Annotated in this window: 17 protein-coding genes; 11 read left to right on the forward strand and 6 right to left on the reverse strand. The window is 72.6% G+C overall.

Annotated elements, in window-relative coordinates; genetic code table 11:
- Position 1: 1 nt before the first annotated feature.
- The gene (locus tag ADK86_RS20925) at positions 2 to 940 is read right to left on the reverse strand and encodes a dihydrodipicolinate synthase family protein (protein ID WP_053697935.1); all 939 of its coding nucleotides are present in this window, start codon (positions 938 to 940) and stop codon (positions 2 to 4) included.
- Positions 941 to 1,134: 194 nt separating this feature from the next.
- On the opposite strand from ADK86_RS20925, the gene ADK86_RS20930 reads away from it, so the two are divergent.
- Positions 1,135 to 2,361 (forward strand): saccharopine dehydrogenase family protein, encoded by a 1,227-nt coding sequence (locus ADK86_RS20930; protein WP_053697950.1) that lies wholly within the window; start codon positions 1,135 to 1,137, stop codon positions 2,359 to 2,361.
- 16 nt (positions 2,362 to 2,377) lie between these two features.
- Here ADK86_RS20930 and ADK86_RS20935 read toward each other — a convergent pair whose 3' ends face one another.
- Positions 2,378 to 3,112: an endonuclease V gene (locus ADK86_RS20935; protein ID WP_053697936.1), complete on the reverse strand. Its 735-nt coding sequence runs from the start codon at positions 3,110 to 3,112 to the stop codon at positions 2,378 to 2,380.
- 138 nt (positions 3,113 to 3,250) lie between these two features.
- Between ADK86_RS20935 and ADK86_RS20940 the strand changes: the two genes are divergently transcribed.
- Positions 3,251 to 3,817, forward strand: coding sequence for a GNAT family N-acetyltransferase (locus tag ADK86_RS20940; RefSeq protein WP_053697937.1), 567 nt, complete (start codon positions 3,251 to 3,253; stop codon positions 3,815 to 3,817).
- Positions 3,818 to 3,990: 173 nt separating this feature from the next.
- On the opposite strand, the gene ADK86_RS20945 is transcribed toward ADK86_RS20940, so the two are convergent.
- Positions 3,991 to 4,668, reverse strand: a complete 678-nt coding sequence (locus ADK86_RS20945) for a TetR/AcrR family transcriptional regulator (protein ID WP_234345953.1) — start codon at positions 4,666 to 4,668, stop codon at positions 3,991 to 3,993.
- Positions 4,669 to 4,836: 168 nt separating this feature from the next.
- On the opposite strand from ADK86_RS20945, the gene ADK86_RS20950 reads away from it, so the two are divergent.
- From ADK86_RS20950 to ADK86_RS20965, 4 genes are all read left to right on the forward strand, one after another.
- Positions 4,837 to 6,027, forward strand: coding sequence for a cytochrome P450 (locus tag ADK86_RS20950; protein WP_053697938.1), 1,191 nt, complete (start codon positions 4,837 to 4,839; stop codon positions 6,025 to 6,027).
- A gap of 5 nt (positions 6,028 to 6,032) precedes the next feature.
- Positions 6,033 to 6,248 (forward strand): ferredoxin, encoded by a 216-nt coding sequence (locus ADK86_RS20955; RefSeq protein ID WP_003986345.1) that lies wholly within the window; start codon positions 6,033 to 6,035, stop codon positions 6,246 to 6,248.
- 508 nt (positions 6,249 to 6,756) lie between these two features.
- A complete protein-coding gene (locus ADK86_RS20960) occupies positions 6,757 to 7,275 on the forward strand; it encodes a hypothetical protein (RefSeq protein ID WP_053697939.1) in 519 nt (172 codons plus the stop codon).
- Positions 7,276 to 7,421: 146 nt separating this feature from the next.
- Positions 7,422 to 7,721, forward strand: a complete 300-nt coding sequence (locus ADK86_RS20965; RefSeq protein ID WP_053697940.1) for a YciI family protein — start codon at positions 7,422 to 7,424, stop codon at positions 7,719 to 7,721.
- A 4-nt stretch (positions 7,722 to 7,725) separates the two neighbouring features.
- On the opposite strand, the gene ADK86_RS20970 is transcribed toward ADK86_RS20965, so the two are convergent.
- Both ADK86_RS20970 and ADK86_RS20975 read right to left on the reverse strand, forming a co-directional pair.
- The gene (locus ADK86_RS20970; protein WP_420718869.1) at positions 7,726 to 8,562 is read right to left on the reverse strand and encodes a nucleotidyltransferase domain-containing protein; all 837 of its coding nucleotides are present in this window, start codon (positions 8,560 to 8,562) and stop codon (positions 7,726 to 7,728) included.
- A 185-nt stretch (positions 8,563 to 8,747) separates the two neighbouring features.
- Positions 8,748 to 10,160, reverse strand: a complete 1,413-nt coding sequence (locus ADK86_RS20975; RefSeq protein WP_053697941.1) for a sugar porter family MFS transporter — start codon at positions 10,158 to 10,160, stop codon at positions 8,748 to 8,750.
- A gap of 381 nt (positions 10,161 to 10,541) precedes the next feature.
- On the opposite strand from ADK86_RS20975, the gene ADK86_RS20980 reads away from it, so the two are divergent.
- The 5 genes from ADK86_RS20980 (at position 10,542) to ADK86_RS21000 (ending at position 15,097) form a co-directional block, all read left to right on the forward strand.
- Positions 10,542 to 11,456 (forward strand): SIS domain-containing protein, encoded by a 915-nt coding sequence (locus tag ADK86_RS20980; protein WP_053697942.1) that lies wholly within the window; start codon positions 10,542 to 10,544, stop codon positions 11,454 to 11,456.
- Positions 11,457 to 11,582: 126 nt separating this feature from the next.
- Positions 11,583 to 12,467: a class II fructose-bisphosphate aldolase gene (locus tag ADK86_RS20985; RefSeq protein WP_053697943.1), complete on the forward strand. Its 885-nt coding sequence runs from the start codon at positions 11,583 to 11,585 to the stop codon at positions 12,465 to 12,467.
- A 335-nt stretch (positions 12,468 to 12,802) separates the two neighbouring features.
- Positions 12,803 to 13,606 (forward strand): DeoR/GlpR family DNA-binding transcription regulator, encoded by an 804-nt coding sequence (locus ADK86_RS20990; RefSeq protein WP_003986351.1) that lies wholly within the window; start codon positions 12,803 to 12,805, stop codon positions 13,604 to 13,606.
- 148 nt (positions 13,607 to 13,754) lie between these two features.
- Entirely contained in the window at positions 13,755 to 14,438 is a 684-nt protein-coding gene (locus ADK86_RS20995) for an N-acyl homoserine lactonase family protein (RefSeq protein WP_420718870.1), read from the forward strand.
- Between the two features lie 344 nt (positions 14,439 to 14,782).
- Entirely contained in the window at positions 14,783 to 15,097 is a 315-nt protein-coding gene (locus ADK86_RS21000; RefSeq protein WP_053697944.1) for a hypothetical protein, read from the forward strand.
- A gap of 12 nt (positions 15,098 to 15,109) precedes the next feature.
- Here ADK86_RS21000 and ADK86_RS21005 read toward each other — a convergent pair whose 3' ends face one another.
- Complete coding sequence (locus ADK86_RS21005) at positions 15,110 to 15,889, reverse strand: SDR family oxidoreductase (RefSeq protein WP_053697945.1); 780 nt, start codon at positions 15,887 to 15,889, stop codon at positions 15,110 to 15,112.
- Positions 15,890 to 16,070: the final 181 nt, after the last annotated feature.

Genomic DNA, 16,070 nt, shown 5'->3' on the forward strand with positions numbered 1-16,070 from the left:
CTCACAGCAGTCCGGCCTCCTCCAGGCACCGCCGGACGCGGCCGACGGCGGCCTCGTCCAGCGGCACCTGCGGCGGCGCGGTGGCCGGGCAGGCGATGACGCCCTGGAGGTGCAGGGCCGCCTTGAAGGCGCCCAGCGCGGAGGAGTTGCGGCCCATCACCGCCGGATCGCCCGCTTCGGTGAGCGCGAAGAGCGCGGCGAGCCGGTCCTGTTCGGCGGCGGCCTCGCGCCAGCGACCGGCGGCGGCGTGCTCGTAGAGGCGTACGTAGCCGTGCGGATCGACGTTGCCGAGGCCGGGCACGACGCCGTGGGCGCCCGCCAGCAGGGCGCCGTCCACGGTCAGCTCCGATCCCGTGAGCACGGCGAAGTCCGGTGCCTGCGCGCGCACCCGTACCAGCAGGCGCCGCAGCGCGCCGTCCTCGCCGCTGCTGTCCTTCAGGCCCGCCAGTACGCCGTCCCGCGCGAGCGTGACCACCGTGTCGGCCGGCAGTTTGGTGTGCACGGCCATCGGGATGTCGTACGCGAACAGCGGCAGCCCGGCACCGTCGCGCACCCGCCGGAAGTGGTCGGCGATCTCCGCAGGGTGGGTGCGCGTGTAGTAGGGGGCGGTGGCCACGATCGCGTCGACGCCCAGGCCGCGGGACTGCCGGGCGTGTTCCAGCACGCGCGGCGTGGTCATGTCGATGACCCCGGCCAGGACGGGCAGCCGTCCCGCGGCCTCCTCGGTCACGGTCTCGACGACGGTACGGCGCTGCGCGTCGGTCAGATAGGCGGCCTCCCCGCTGGAGCCGAGGACGAACAGCCCGCTCACTCCGGCCGCGATGAGCCGGCCGGTGAGCGCGGCCAGCGAGCCGGTGTCGATCCGGCCGTCCGGGGTCAGCGGGGTGCACAGCGGCGGGACGACGCCGGTGAGGGGTGTGGGGAGGGCGGGGAGCGGCATCGGCGGGGGTCTCCACATTCCGGACATCGGACGTCCCATGTTGGCGGATGTGCGGGTGAATGTGGTCCAGCCGCCCAGGCGTGTCAATACCGCACGGCCCGGACCCTTCGTTGACGGGAGGTCAACCGCTGCCTAGCGTGGCGCCGACCGGCCCGCGCTACGGAACGGCCGGGGAAACCGAGGCGGAGGCAGGCGTGACAGGACCGCAGGAGACCGCAGCACGGCCGCACGACCTGGTGCTGTTCGGCGCCACCGGATTCGTCGGGCGGCTCACCGCCGCGTACCTGGCCCGGCACGCGCCCGCCGGCTGCCGCTGGGCGCTGGCCGGCCGCGACCGCACGAAGCTGGCACGGCTGCGCGAGGACCTGGCCGCGATCGACCCGGCCTGCGCGGAACTGCCCCTGCTGCGCGCGGATGTGGACGACCCCGGCTCGCTGCGCGCGCTCGCCGCGGGCACCCGCGTGCTCGCCACGACCGTCGGCCCGTACCTCACTTACGGGGACGCGCTGGTCGCCGCCTGTGCGGAGGCCGGTACGGACTACGCCGATCTCACCGGTGAGGCCGAGTTCGTCGACCGGACGTATGTGCGTTACGACGCGGCGGCGCGGGCGTCCGGCGCCCGCATCGTGCACGCCTGCGGCTTCGACTGCGTACCGGCGGACCTCGGCGCGCACTTCACCGTCGGCCGGCTGCCGGCCGGTGTGCCGCTGCGCGTCGACGGCTTCGTACGGAGCAACGGCGCCATCTCCGGTGGCACACTGGCCTCCGCGCTGATGGCCGTCTCGCGTCCGCTGGGCCTGGTGCGCGCCGCCCGCGACCGGCAGCGGCTGGAGCCGCGGCCCGCGGACCGCACGGTGCGGGCCCCGCTCGGCCGCCCGTACCGCAACGGCGCGGTACGGGCCTGGGGCCTGCCGCTGCCGACGCTCGACCCGCAGGTGGTGGCGCGCTCGGCGGCCGGACTGGAGCAGTACGGGCCGGACTTCCGCTACCGCCACTTCGCCGCCGTCAAATGGCTGCCGGTCGCCGTGGGCGCGGTGGGCGCGGCCTCCGCGGCGTGCACGCTCGCGCAGGTGCCGCCCGCGCGCCGGTGGCTGTCCGGCCGCCTGGCGCCGGGCACCGGGCCGAGCGCGGAGCGGCGGGCGCGCAGCACGTTCAGCCTGCGGTTCGTCGGCGAGGGCGGGGGCCGCCGCGTCCTGACGGAGGTCTCGGGCGGCGATCCGGGCTACGACGAGACGGCGAAGATCCTCGCGGAGTCGGCGCTGAGCCTGGCCTTCGACGATCTGCCCGCCACCTCCGGGCAGGTGACCACGGCGGTCGCGATGGGCGACGCGCTCACCGGGCGGCTCCGGCGGGCGGGCATCACGTTCCGGGTGGTGGCCGAGTCCGGGTCGCGGACGGAGCGTACGGCCCCGGTGGGCTGACCGGGCGCCCGGTCCGTCAGCCGGCGCGCGCCTCCGAGAGGGCGCGCCGGCACAGCGCGTCGGCGGCCCGGGTCGTCTCCGGGATGCGGTACTTGGGCGACAGGTGGAGGGTGTGCGCGCAGGCCCGGTCGAGGTCGATGCGGTGGCCGATGGACACGAAGACGGGCTTGACGCCCTTCTGCGTACGCAGGGCCCGACCGACCACCTCGTCCTCGCCGGTACCGTCTCCGGAGCCGTCCACCAGTGGCGAGGACTCGCCGCGCTCCACGCCGGGAAGCTCGTAGCGCGAGGTGAACGGGTTCTTGGCGACGCCGATCGTGGGCAGCCCGGTGAGCACGCCGAGGTGGCTGGCGAGGCCGAAGCGGCGCGGGTGCGCGAACCCGTAGCCGTCGCAGACCACCAGGTCCGGCGTGCGGCCGAGGCGGCCGAGCGCGTCCACGACGGTGGGGATCTCCCGGAAGGCGAGCAGTCCCGGTACGTAGGGGAAGGAGACCCGGCCGACGGCGGTGGCCTCCTCGACGACCGCGAGGGTGACGGCGTCCAGGGCGACGGCCGCCGCGGCCACCAGGTCGTGCTCGTCGTCGTAGGCGACGTCCACGCCGACGACCGTCCCGGCGAAGCCCGGCTCGGGGCCGGACTGCTCCCGTCGCACATGGGCGCGCAGCCGGTCCTGGACCGCGAGCGCCCCGGTCTCGTCGGTGGGCCAGTGGGCCAGTTCGTCTTCGAGGGAGATCGTGCCGTCGTTCGTCATGGTGCGGCCACGGTATCGAACGGCCTGGTGGGTGGGGTGCGGTGGGCGTGGCGGCCGTGTGTGATGATGCGCGCGGTGCGTGTGTGGCGCGCCGCGGAGCCGCGCCCGTATCGGCGCAGAGAGCAAGGGGGAACGGGGATGTTCGCGATCTCGCTGGGTGACGACGGTGCCGAACTGCGGCCCCTGGAGCCGTACCACGCCGAGGAGTACCTCGCGCACATCGACCGCGGCCGGGAGTACATCGGCCGCTTCATCGGGCTGGCGGACGTCTGCACCGACCTCGACTCCGCGCGGGCGTTCCTGCGGTCCTACGCGGAGAAGGCGGCGGACGACAGCGGGCGGCTCTACGGGATCTGGACGGCGGACGGCACACTCGTCGGCGGCGTCCTGTTCCGTACCTTCGACGCCGCGGCCGGAACCTGCGAGGTCGGCTGCTGGCTGGAGGAGGCGGCCGTCGGGCGCGGCCTGGTGACCCGGGCGATCCGGGTGATCGTCGACTGGGCGGTCGAGGAACGCGGCATCCACCGCGTGGAGTGGATCGCGGCCGCCGGCAACACCGCGAGCATCAAGGTGGCCCAGCGGCTCGGGCTGGTGCGCGACGGAGTGCAGCGGGAGAAGTACGCACGCGGCGGCGTACGCCACGATGTGGAGATCTGGTCGGTGCTGGCGCCGGAGTGGCGGGAGCTGCGGGCGGGGGCGCGCTGACGGGGGCGGCGGGACCGGTCAGGCGGTCGGTGGCGGCGATCGCGGCAGGTCCTCCAGAAGGGTGCCGAGCGCGCCGACGACCACCCGCATCAGACCGATACCGAGCATCCATGAGAGCGCGAGGTCGGCGCGAGAAGCGGGCGGGCGCGCGCTGACGGGGACGACGGGACCGGTCAGGCGGTCGGCGCCGACCGTGGCAGGTCCTCCAGAAGAGTGCCGAGCGCGCCGGTGACCAGCGCGCACACCTCGTCCGGGTCGGCGTCGGCGAGCGGCTGCTTGCCGACGACCACCCGCATCAAGCCGATGCCCAGCATCCATGAGAGCGCGAGGTCGGCGCGCAGCCCGCGGTCGTCGGCGGTGCTGAGCGTGGCCAGCACCCGCGCGTAGTCGTCGCCCATCTCCCGTACGGCGGTGGCGATCTCGTCACTGTCGCCGATCGAGCGCAGGAACGTCTCCAGGGCCCGGTCCCCCGCCTCCTCGCCGCGGCGGCCGAGCATGCCGCGCAGGGCCACCTCGAACAGCTCGGCGGGCGGGGTGCTGTGCAGCTGTTCCTGGCCGCCGCGCGCCACCACCTCGCCGAACAGCGCCTTCTTGGAGCCGAAGTAGCGGAAGAGCAGCGCCTGGTTGACCCCGGCCCGCTCCGCGATGTCGCGTACGGTCGCCCGTTCGTACCCGCGCTCGGCGAACAGCGCCTCCGCGGCCTCCAGGAGCAGCAGCCGGGTGCCCTGCGCCCCGCGGCGGCGCGTCGCGACGCCCGCCTCGGGACCACCCGGAACCTGCGGTACGTCCGGTCCGCCCGGTACGTATCCGGTACCGGTTCCCGCCCCGGCCCACGCCTCGTTCCCGGTCATCCGCGTACTCCTTCCGCTCGCCCCGTGCGCGCTCTCGCCGCGCGCACCCGCCCTGTACCGCCCCCGGCGACCCGACGCAGCGCCAGCACGCGGATCACGCAAGGCCGTTGACCGTACCAAGAGCCCCGCTCTACTTTGTAAGCACCTGCTTACACGAGGGAGGCCCCGGTGACCACAGCCGACACGATGCCCCTTGCCTACCCGTTCAACGACGCCGACGGACTGGCCCTGTCCGAGACCTACGAACAGGTCCGCGACCGGCCCGGACTGCTCCGGGTACAGATGCCGTACGGCGAACCGGCCTGGCTCGCCACCCGCTACGCCGACGCCCGGCTGGTCCTCGGCGACCGGCGCTTCAGCCGCGCGGAAGGGCTCGAACGGGACGAGCCGCGGCAGTCGGAGGGCCAGCGGGACAGCGGGATACTGAGCATGGACCCGCCCGACCACACCCGGCTGCGCACCCTGGTCGCCAAGGCGTTCACCGTGCACCAGGTGGAGAAACTGCGGCCGTGGGTGCGCGAGTTGACACACGGCCTGATCGACGAACTGGAGGCCGCGGGCCCGCCCGTGGACCTCGTGGACCGCTACGCGCTGCCCATCCCGGTCGCGGTGATCTGCCGGATGCTCGGCGTACCGGAAGAGGACCGGCCCAAGTTCCGCACGTGGAGCGACGCCGCGCTGTCCACCAGCTCGCTGACGGCCGAGGAGTTCGACGCCAACCGCGAGGAACTGCGCGCCTACATGGCCAAGTTGATCGAGGATCACCGCACGACGCCGCGGGACGACCTGATGACGCGGCTGATCGAGGCCCGCGACGTCGGCGACCGGCTCTCCGAGCTGGAACTGATCGACCTGTGCGTCGGCATCCTGGTCGCCGGACACGAGACGACGGCCACCCAGATCCCCAACTTCGTCCTGTCGCTGCTGGACCACCCGGGCGAACTGGAGCGGCTGCGCGCCGAACCCGAGCTGATCAAGAGCGCCGTCGAGGAACTGCTGCGCTTCGTGCCGCTCGGCAGCGGCGCGGGCTTCCCGCGCTACGCCACCGAGGACATCGAGGTGGGCGGCACACTCGTCCGTGCGGGTGAACCGGTACTGGTCGCCGTCGGCGCGGCCAACCGGGACGCGCTGCGCTTCGACGAGCCGGGCACCCTCAACATCGCCCGCGACGGCAACCAGCACCTCGGCTTCGGACACGGCGTGCACCACTGCCTCGGCGCGCCGCTGGCCCGGCTGGAGCTCCAGGAGGCGCTGCTCGCCCTGATCACCCGCTTCCCGAAGCTGCACGTGGCCGGGGACGTGGTGTGGAAGGACCAGATGCTGGTCCGCGGCCCGCGCGTGATGCCGGTGGGGTGGTGAGCCGGATGACGTGGAAGGCGGCGATCGACGGACAGCAGTGCATGGCGTCCGGCATGTGCGCCGGCATCGCCCCGGACCTCTTCGTCCTGGACGGCCCGCACGCCCGGCCGCTCCAGGAGGAGATCCCCGAGGACGAGGCCGCGCTGGACGCGGCGGACTCCTGCCCCGCCATGGCGATCCTGATCCGGGACGGGGAGAAGGTGGTCGGGCCGCGGCCCTGAGGGGAGCGGTGGTGCGGGGGCGCTGTAGGGGAAGGCCGGAGATCGGGTTCCGTACGGGGAGGGCGGAGCTTGGCTTCCGTACGGGGAGGGCGGAGCTTGGCTTCCGTACGGGAAGGGCGGGCTCGGGTTCCGTACGGCCGGGGGCGGGCAGGCCGCGGCCGTACGGAACCTGCGTCCGTCGCATGACCGGCCCATGCCCGCCCTGTGCCCGGCACGCGCACGGCCACGAGGCCGGGCACCCGCCCTCCCGAACGGCCTACACCGGCCCCGCCGCCGCTCACCCGTCTGTCCCTGCCGGGCGCGGACAAATCGCTGACCGCCCCTCAGCGCAGTGACCTGCCACAACGCCTCCCGGCGGGGGCCGACACGCCGGGCGGGCGCACTGTACCTGACGGGCCCTCACCGGGCGGGGACGGCACGCCGACGCTTGTCTCGAATGCGTCAGCGCGGATCCATCCGATCTCGCCGCGGCGCACCCGCGCCGCCTCCGCGCTGCCGGAGGATCACCATGCGTTCCACTCGCGTCATCGCCGCATCCGGCCTGACCATCGCCGCACTGGGCCTGTCGACCGGCGCCGCGTTCGCCAAGCCGGTGGCCACCACCTCGCCGAAGCTCTCGGGTCCTGGCGGCGCCGTCACCGTCACCGTCACCTGTGACACGGGCAAGGCCGGCCGTATCGCCGCCTCCTCGCAAGGGTTCCGCAGCGGCACCATCTGGCTGTACCGCACCCACAAGCACGGCAAGACCTACCGCGGGACCGCCCGGGTGGCGTCCCAGCTCAGCGGCGGCCCCAACCACCTGGGCCGCTACTCCAACTGGGGCGTGAACGGCAACTGCCCCGACGGCAAGCAGTGGATGACCAGCTTCCGGACCGACGCCAAGCTGCCCAAGGGCAAGGTGCGCACGGGCGCCGGTGGCACCAGCGAGGACTCCAACACCACGGAGATCGTCGCGGGCGCCGCGGTACTGGCCACGGCCGCCATCGGCGGCACCTACTACCTGCGCCGCCGCCAGAACCAGTCCTGACCGCGCCCGAAGCCACACACATGGCGGTATTCCAGGCCGCTGTGCCCCGCCGGGTCCCACCTCCCGCCCGGCAGGGGCACAGTGGCCGCGCCACAGGACGCGAAGCCCCGGCAGCGTGGTCGACAGCACCGCATACGATGGCACTCATGTTCGTACTGGAGCTGACCTACACCGCGCCGCTGGAGCGCGTCGACGCCGCCCTGCCCGATCACGTGGAGTGGCTGAAGCGGAACTACGCGGCCGGGCACTTCCTCGCCGCGGGCCGCAAGGTGCCGCGCGACGGCGGCGTCATCCTCGCGTCCGTGCAGGACCGGGCGACGGCGGAGCGGATCGTCGCGGAGGACCCCTTCACGGTCGCGGGCGTCTGCGACTACCGGATCACCGAGTTCACGGCGACCACGACCGCGCCGGAACTGGAGCGTTTCAAGGAACAGCTGCCGTCCTGAGTTCTCAACGGAGCAGCACCCCGATCTCCTCGTGCAGCCCGGCCGGCACACGGATTCCCCACCGTGACGCGGCCTCGCCGGCCAGTTCCCGGCTCCACTGCCAGCTGGCCCGCGCCGCCGTACGTACAGCGGGGAGCACGGCGGGAGCAGTCGTCGCGGTGTAACGGTCGCGGTCGGCAGCGGGCAGGTCCTGTTCCAGAGCGCGGCTGGGCGTCAGCCAGTGTGTGGTGGACCCGCGCAGCAGCCGGCACAGCTGGAGCTGCTGCGGGGCGACGACCGTATGCAGCAGGGCATGTGCGCGAGCGGTCTCACCGCGCCCCAAGACGTGGGCGAGCATCAGCGTCCAGTTGGCGAGTTCGTCGGTGAGCTGTTGAGCGGTCGGGCCGGGCTCGGGCGGGCACGGGTCGGCAAGGCGACGGGCCGCGGCGGTCAGCCGGCCGCTGCGGTCCAGCAGTACGGCGGCGCCGGGGTCGGGCAAATGCACCATGCCGCGCCAGGTGGGCACCTCGTCGATCCCCGCCCCGGCGGCCACCACGTGGAACTCGCCGCGCATCAGGTCGTCGAAGACGACGGCCAGAATGCCGTACATATTGGTGTACGCCAGCTTCAACGGCGCCAGACGGCCGACGAACTCCACCCCGTCGAAGGCGTCGGCATGCGCATCACGCACATACAGATACGCCTCGATGTCGGAGTACGCATCGGCCTCCCCCAGGGTCCACGACCCGTAGAGCAGCACCCCCTCCAGCCGGGGTTCGGCTTCGGCCACCTCTCGGAGGCGGGCGATGCGGCGGTCGAGGGCGGGACAGGACGAGGCGGGGTCGTGGCGCATGTGTGCCATGGGTGAGGTCTCCTGAGCAGACGGTCGGGCCTACGGACATACGGAACCGGCCCGGCGACGGAACGCCGGGCGGCCAGGTCGCGGAACACGTCCGTCTGCTCAGATGAAGATGCCCATGGGGGGATCGTGCCAGCGGTGGGCGGTGGTGGACCAGCGAATTTCCGTGTACGGGCGCGGTGCCCCGGTTACGCGGCGGGAGTCGGCCAGCGGCCTCCGTTGAGCCAGTAGCCCTGGATCTCCTCCAGCTGGCGGCCCTTGGTTTCCGGGGCGGTGGCCGCGGCGAAGACGAGGGCGGCGAGGGCGAGGAGGCCGAGGCCGGCGAAGGTGGTGGCGGCGCCTGCCCAGGTCATCAGGGAGGGGAAGAACTGGGCGATGAGGAGGTTGGCGACGAGGTCGGCGGTGAGCATCGCCGAGGCGCCGGTGGAGCGCAGTTGGGCGGGGAACGCCTCGCCCGCGTACACCCAGATCAGGGAGCCGAAGCCGAAGTTGAAGGCGGCGGTGAACAGCAGGATGGCGCCGAAGCCGATCCAGAGGGTGATGCCCTCCAGGTCGCCGAAGCCGAAGATGGTGGTCAGCACGGCGAGCATGGCCGTCATCGTGGCGATGCCGGAGAGCAGCACGACACGCCGGCCGAGCCGGTCGATGATGAGGATGGCCAGGACGGTCGCGGCCAGGGAGGCCAGCTGGACGAAGGACGGCAGCAGGAAGTTCTGCCCGTCGCCGGTGAAGCCCATCTCCTCGAAGATCTGCGGGCTGTAGTACGTCACCGCGTTGATGCCGGTGATCTGGCAGAAGAAGCCGAGCCCGATGACGAAGAGCGTGGCGCGGGCGTACGGCTTGCGCAGCAGCGAGCGCAGTGAACCGCCGCTCTCCTCGGCCAGCGCGGCACGCACCGCCTCGGTCTCCGCCCGCGGGTCCACGTCGGGGTCGGTCAGTGCCATGACCTCGACGGCCTTTTCGGTGCGCCCCTTGAGGACGTACCAGCGCGGCGTGTCGGGCAGCCGGAACAGCGGGATCAGCACGAGAGCGGCCGGGATGGCGGACAGGCCGAGCATCAGCCGCCAGTGGCCGCCGTCGGACAGCCCCCAGTTCACGAAGTACGTCAGGGCGATGCCCGCGACCGTGGCGACCTGGTAGGCGGCCACGGACGCGCCGCGCGTACGGGCCGGGGTGGACTCGGCGATGTACAGCGGGGCCGCCACGATCGAGATGCCGATGGCGATGCCGAGCAGGAAGCGCACCACGTCCAGCACCACGACGTTCGGCGCGAGGGCGGACAGCGCCACGAAGACGGTGTACGAACCGGCGACGATCAGCATCGCGGCCTTGCGGCCCAGCGCGTCCGCCAGTTTGCCGCCGAGCAGCGCGCCCACGATCGAACCGAACACCAGGATGCTGTTGACCAGGCCCTTTTCGGTGTCGGTGAGGTGGAAGTCCTTGCTCAGGAACACCAGGGCGCCGGAGATGCTGCCCGTGTCGTAGCCGTAGATCACGCCGACGACGGCGCCGGTGAGGGCGAAGAGGCGGCCGGTGCGGCGGGGCGGCGGACCGGGCGGCGGCGATGACGGTGACTGCGTGGAGCGCGTTGCAACGGACATGGGAAGTCCTTTGTGACGACTGTCGGCGGAACGGCCTTGCTGCGTGGCGATCACTGCCACAGCCACCGGTGGGCGGCCGGGACCGGACGCACCGCCCGGTGCCAGCACTGGCTGCACTGCCTGACGGCCGCCGCCCCACTGCGGCTGCATGAGTGATCCTGCGAGTATTCGGCTCCTTTCATGCATGTGTCAACAGTCACCTGAGGCGACCAGGTGTTCGCCATAGTTCCCGTGAATAGCGCCAGTTCACGGAGCATCCCTTCCCGTCCTGCCGGATGTCCCACCCTTACGAGGGATGGATTACGCCGCAGGGCGTGCGTAGAGTTGTTCGTAACCAAGCATGATGTTGCAAGTTCACGCAGACAGCAGCTGGAGGGTGTCGTGAGCGGGACCTCGTACATGGAGCAGGAGCTGCGCAGCCAGCCCGGGACGTGGCGGGAGGCCGCGAGGATCGGCGGCGCCGACGGCCCGCTGCCCGGGGCGGGCCGGCGCGTCGCCGTGGTCGGCTGCGGCACCTCGTGGTTCATGGCGCAGGCGTACGCGGCCCTGCGCGAGGGCGCCGGGCTCGGCGTGACGGACGCGTTCGCCGCCTCCGAGGCGTTCCTCGGCGCCGGCCGCGGGTACGACACCGTTCTGGCGATCACCCGTTCCGGGACCACGACGGAGGTGCTGCGTGTCCTGGAGGAGGTCAAGGGGCGGGTACCGACCGTGACGGTGCTCGGCGATCCCGACACCCCCGCCACCGAACTGTCGGACGCCACCGTCCCGCTGCCCTTCGCCGACGAGCGGTCCGTGGTGCAGACCCGGTTCGCGACGACCGCGCTGGCGCTGCTGCGGGCCCACCTCGGCGCGGACCTGTCCGGCGCGGTGCGTGACGCGGAGGAGGCGCTGGCCGCGCCCGTGGAGAAGGAGTGGCTGGACGCCGAGCAGTTCTCGTTCCTCGGTACGGGCTGGACGTACGGCCTGGCCAACGAGGCGGCGCTGAAGATGCGCGAGGCGTCGCAGAGCTGGACGGAGTCCTACCCCGCGATGGAGTACCGCCACGGCCCGATCTCCATAGCGGCCCCGGGCCGCGTCACCTGGGTGTTCGGCGAGGTCCCGGAGGGCCTGGAGGCCGACGTCGCCCGCACCGGCGCCCGGTTCGTCCACCACGACCGCGACCCGCTGGCCGACCTGGTCCTGGTCCAGCGCATCGCCCTGGAACGGGCCAGGGCCCGCGGCCTGGACCCGGACAACCCGCGAAGCCTGACGCGGTCGGTGATGCTCACGGGGGCCGGGGAGGGGGTGGCCGGGTAGGAGTGGGCGGGGACGCTCGACCGCTCCGTCTACGTACCGCCGCGCCGACAGTCGGCCCCTCCCGACAGATCGGCCCCTCCTCACCTCTTCCGCCAGCCACCCCGTCCCGCGAGGGAGTCAGGTTTCATGTCGCTCGTTGCCACCTCTTCCATCGTCACGGCCGCGCGTGAGGCGCGGGCCGGGGCGGCGGCGTTCAATGTCATCCATCTGGAGACCGCCGAGGCGCTTGTCGCGGCTGCCGAGCGCACCGGGCTCCCGGTCATCCTGGGGATCAGTGAGAACTGCATCCGCTATCACGGCAGCCTGCTGCCCATCGTCCGCGCCACGCTCGCGCTCGCCGAGGCGTCCAGCGCCCGGGTCGCCGTGCACTTGGACCACATCACCGATGCGGAGCTGGTGCGGGAGGGCGTCGAGGCCGGGGTGAAGTCGGTGATGGTGGACGCCTCGGCGCTTCCGTACGAGCAGAACGTCGCCGCCACGGCGGAGCTGACCGCCTGGTGCCACGAGCGCGGCGCCTACGTCGAGGCCGAGCTGGGCGAGGTCGGCGGCAAGGACGGCGTGCACGCGCCCGGTGCCCGTACGGATCCCGACGAGGCGCTGGCGTTCGTCCGGGCGACCGGGGTGGACGCGCTGGCGGTCGCCGTCGGCTCGTCCCACGCGATGCACGAGCGCACCGCCGTCCTGGACAAGGAGCTGATCGCGGCCCTGGCCGGAAAGCTGCCGGTGCCGCTGGTGCTGCACGGCTCCTCGGGCGTGCCGGACGACGAACTGCGCCGGGCCATCGCGGCCGGCATGACGAAGATCAACATCTCCACCCATCTGGTCTCCGTCTTCACCCGCAGCATCCGGGACACCCTGGACGGGGACCCGGCCCTCGTCGACTCGCGGAAGTACGTGAAGCCGGCGCGGGAGGCAGTCACCCGGGAAGCCGCGCGACTGCTGGGCGTGCTCGGCGCCCCGGCCGCGGTGCCGGGCCAGTCGATCGCCGCGGAGGCGCCTGTGCAAGGGTGAGCGCGACACCGACCACGGGCCTTTTCGAGGGACGGCCGCTGCGAGTCGGGCCGAACCGGTGCGATCCAGAACGTCTCAATGCAGACCGGTACGGCCCAGTGCAGACCAGTGCGAACCGGTGTGGAGGAGCGCGCGGGCGTGCGGGGGCGTGCACCGGTCGTGCGGGAGGGAGTGGAGGGCCGGCGGATGCCGTGCCCCCGCCGGCATATGACGCGAAAGCGTTTGCGTACCCTCGCACGACGGGTGGGCGCGGCACCTGCCCGCCCCGCGCCCCCGGCCGTCCGGCGGGCTCCCCGATATCACGCAGGCCGCCGGGAAGGACTTAGGCTCGCGCCATGAACCGCCATGAACGGATGAACGCCCTCCTGGAGCTGCTCGGCGAACGCGGCCGGGTGGAGGTCGAGGAGGCAGCGGCCCAACTGGAGGTGTCGGCCGCGACGATGCGGCGCGACATGGACGCGCTGGCCGACCAGCAGCTGCTGACCCGTACCCGGGGCGGCGCGGTGCTCAGCTCGGTGGCGTACGACCTGCCCATCCGTTACAAGCGGGCGCACCGTGCCGACGAGAAGGAGGCGGTGGCGCAGGCGGCGGCGAAGCTGGTGGAGCGCGGCGACGTGGTCGGGCTCAGCGGTGGCACCACGACCACGGAGATCGCCCGGGTGCTGGCCACCCGGCCGGAGTTCGCCGAGGCCGGACCGCAGCCGCACCTGACCATCGTCACCAACTCGCTGAACATCGCCAACGAACTCGCCGTACGCCCGCAGATCAAGATCGTGCTGACCGGCGGTGTGGCGCACTCCCGGTCGTTCGAGCTGGTCGGGCCGTTCAGCGAGCTGGTCCTGCAGCAGATCTCCGTGGATATCGCCTTCATCGGCGCGAACGGGATAGACCCGGTGATGGGCGCGACGGTGCACGACGAGGCGGAGGCCCGGGTCAACCGGCTGATGGCCGAACGGGCCCGGCGCGCCGTGGTCGTCGCGGACTCCTCGAAGATCGGCGCGCGCTGCTTCGCCCGGGTCGGTGCCGCGGATGTCTTCGACACCCTGATCACGGACAGCGGCGCGAAGGAGTCCGTCCGGCGGGAGTTCGGCGAGCGGGGCCTGCGCGTGGTGGCCGCCCGTACCGCCGCGGACGGCTGAGTCTCCCGTACCACCGCGGAGGGCTGAGTCCCCGTCCGGCCGCTGCCACGATGGCGGGATGGACGCCAAGAAGACCAAGAAGGTTAAGGACGCCACGGATATCACGGACGCCAGGGACGCCAAGAGCGTCACAGACCTCCCCCCGGCGGTGCGCCGCCTCGACCTCGGCTACTTCGTTCGTCCCGCGTCGGAGGCCGGGGGTCCCGAGCCGCGGGTGGAACCGGTGCTCGCCTATCTGGTGCGGCACGATGCCGGGTTGCTGCTGTTCGATACGGGCATCGGCGCGGCCGACGCGGAGACCGAGGCCCACTACCGGCCGCGGCGCAGGCCCTTGGAAGCGGCGCTGGCCGCGGCCGGGCACCGGCTCGCGGACGTCTCCCTGGTGGTCAACTGCCATCTGCATTTCGACCACTGCGGCGGCAATCCGCTGCTGGCCGGTAAGCCCGTTCTCGTGCAAGCGACGGAACTGGCCCTGGCCCGCCAGGAGGGCTACACGGTGGACGCGCTGGTCGACTTCCCGGGTGTCGTGTACGAGGAGCTGCACGGCGAGGCCGAGGTGTGGCCCGGTGTGCACATCGTCCCGACGCCGGGCCATACCGCGGGGCACCAGTCGTTGGCCGTACGGCAGCCGGACGGCACCGTCGTCCTGGCGGGTCAGGCGCGTGATTTTGCCTCGGAGTTCGCTTCGGACCAGCTGGCCCGGCAGGCCGCCCTCGACGGTGTCGGCGCCCCGCTGCCCGGCCACCCGCCGTGGCTGGAGCGGCTGAACGAGTTCGATCCGCGGCGGGTGCTGTTCGCCCATGACTGTTCGGTGTGGGAACCGGGTCGGTAGGCGGGCCGGCGGTGGAAGGCCGCACAGCCTGTTCTCCGCGGGGACAGAGCGCGCGAAAAGGCTTATGTCCTGCCGTTGTTGGGGAAACTGCCGGTGAGGTCGGCGGAAATCCGGGGACGGGGCAGCGCGTCCGAGCGGTGGGCCGGTGAGTGCCGACGAGACCGTGACCGACGCAATCGCCGTGCATGGCGTCCGCCGCACTCCGGTATTCCGTCCGCGAATCCGCCCCGCTTTTCGGCGGTGCGGAGCCGCCCCGCCTGTCCCTTTCACGTTCCCACGGGTGCCGATGCTGTCCCGGCGGCAGTTCCGCCCTGCTCACAGGCTCGACAAGAAAAGGAACCATCATGGCCAAGAAGGAATTGACCGCCGTCCCGCGGTCACCCGTTGCCGTCGCCCGCGAGGAACTCCTCAGGGCGATCGCCGGCGAGGCCACCGCCCTCCGCAAAGGCAAGCGGAAGGGGCGGTCCAGCAAAGCGCTGAACACCCTCTCCCGCGCGTACGCTCTCGTCGCCGCCGAGGGTGCTCACCACGACTTCGGTGTTCCCGCCGCCGCCCGCAAGAGCCGCGGCAGGAACTTCCTTCCGTCGATGCGCACCGTCTTCATGACGAAGCGGGCGGGCGGCAGGAAAGGCAAGCGGGACGGTGCTGCCGACGGGTGACGCCGCGCCCTCTCACCACGTACTGTCGCCGCGCAGCACCGCGTCCGCGCCGCCGTCGAGGAAGACGACCTGCCCGGTGACGTGCGTGTTCTCGGGCGAGGTCAGCCAGGTCAGGAGGGCCGCGGCCTGCTCAGGGCGGGCGTGGCCGTGCAGCGGCATCGGCACACTGGCGTCCACCACCCGGCGGGTGTCCGGGTCGGCGAGCATGGGCGCGGTCATCGGTGTGACGACGGTTCCGGGGGCCACGGCGTTGAGCGGGATGCCGGCGCCCGCCCAGTCGCCGGTGGGTGCGGTACGGCGGATCCAGCGCGCGATGGCGGCCTTGGTCGAGCCGTAGACGAGGTGGCCCTCGCCCCGGTCGACGGCCGCCTGCGCCGCGGCGACCGCCGTCGGCTCGTCGCCGGCCAGCGCTGCGTCGACAATGGCGCTGTCGTACGGGTGCACCGACGCGACCGAGGAGACGACGACCGCGCGCGGGTCGGTGCCGGCGGCGAGCAGCGGGCGCAGCCCCTCCAGGGTGGCCACCGCGCCGAAGTGGTTCACCTTGACGGTCAGCGGGTCGAAGGCGGCGGTACCGGCGCAGGCGATCACCGCGTCCAGCCGGCCGCCGGTCAGTTCCCGTGTCCGTACGGCCAGTTCGGTACGGCCTTCGGCGGTGGCGAGGTCCGCGTCGATGTCGGCGTCCTTGAGATCGGCGCCGATCACGGTGTGGCCCTGCGCGCGGAGGCGGGCGGCGGTGGCCTCGCCTATGCCGGAGGCCGCTCCGGTCACGAGATAGGTACGGGACGGCATGGTGTGCTCCTCGGTCGGTGCTGGCCGCGCCAACATACCCGCGGGCCCCGAACGCCCCGCACACCACCTCACCCACGGACCCCGAACACCCCCCACCACACACACCGCCTCACCCCCGGCCCGAACGCATGCATACCCGGACACCCGAACGCCCGCACACCACCTCAGCGCGCCCCTGCCC

The organism is Streptomyces sp. NRRL F-5755 (assembly GCF_001279365.1).
Classification (GTDB): Bacteria; Actinomycetota; Actinomycetes; order Streptomycetales; family Streptomycetaceae; genus Streptomyces; species Streptomyces rimosus.

Excerpts from the sequence above, each read along its gene's own strand:
- ADK86_RS20935 (WP_053697936.1), bottom strand. The coding sequence starts at position 3,112 with ATGACGAACGACGGCACGATCTCCCTCGAAGACGAACTGGCCCACTGG.
- ADK86_RS20990 (WP_003986351.1), top strand. The coding sequence starts at position 12,803 with ATGAACCGCCATGAACGGATGAACGCCCTCCTGGAGCTGCTCGGCGAA.
- ADK86_RS20975 (WP_053697941.1), bottom strand. The coding sequence starts at position 10,160 with ATGTCCGTTGCAACGCGCTCCACGCAGTCACCGTCATCGCCGCCGCCC.
- ADK86_RS21005 (WP_053697945.1), bottom strand. The coding sequence starts at position 15,889 with ATGCCGTCCCGTACCTATCTCGTGACCGGAGCGGCCTCCGGCATAGGC.
- ADK86_RS20945 (WP_234345953.1), bottom strand. The coding sequence starts at position 4,668 with ATGACCGGGAACGAGGCGTGGGCCGGGGCGGGAACCGGTACCGGATAC.
- ADK86_RS20970 (WP_420718869.1), bottom strand. The coding sequence starts at position 8,562 with ATGGCACACATGCGCCACGACCCCGCCTCGTCCTGTCCCGCCCTCGAC.
- ADK86_RS20940 (WP_053697937.1), top strand. The coding sequence starts at position 3,251 with ATGTTCGCGATCTCGCTGGGTGACGACGGTGCCGAACTGCGGCCCCTG.
- ADK86_RS20960 (WP_053697939.1), top strand. The coding sequence starts at position 6,757 with ATGCGTTCCACTCGCGTCATCGCCGCATCCGGCCTGACCATCGCCGCA.
- ADK86_RS20955 (WP_003986345.1), top strand. The coding sequence starts at position 6,033 with ATGACGTGGAAGGCGGCGATCGACGGACAGCAGTGCATGGCGTCCGGC.
- ADK86_RS20985 (WP_053697943.1), top strand. The coding sequence starts at position 11,583 with ATGTCGCTCGTTGCCACCTCTTCCATCGTCACGGCCGCGCGTGAGGCG.
- ADK86_RS20965 (WP_053697940.1), top strand. The coding sequence starts at position 7,422 with ATGTTCGTACTGGAGCTGACCTACACCGCGCCGCTGGAGCGCGTCGAC.
- ADK86_RS21000 (WP_053697944.1), top strand. The coding sequence starts at position 14,783 with ATGGCCAAGAAGGAATTGACCGCCGTCCCGCGGTCACCCGTTGCCGTC.
- ADK86_RS20925 (WP_053697935.1), bottom strand. The coding sequence starts at position 940 with ATGCCGCTCCCCGCCCTCCCCACACCCCTCACCGGCGTCGTCCCGCCG.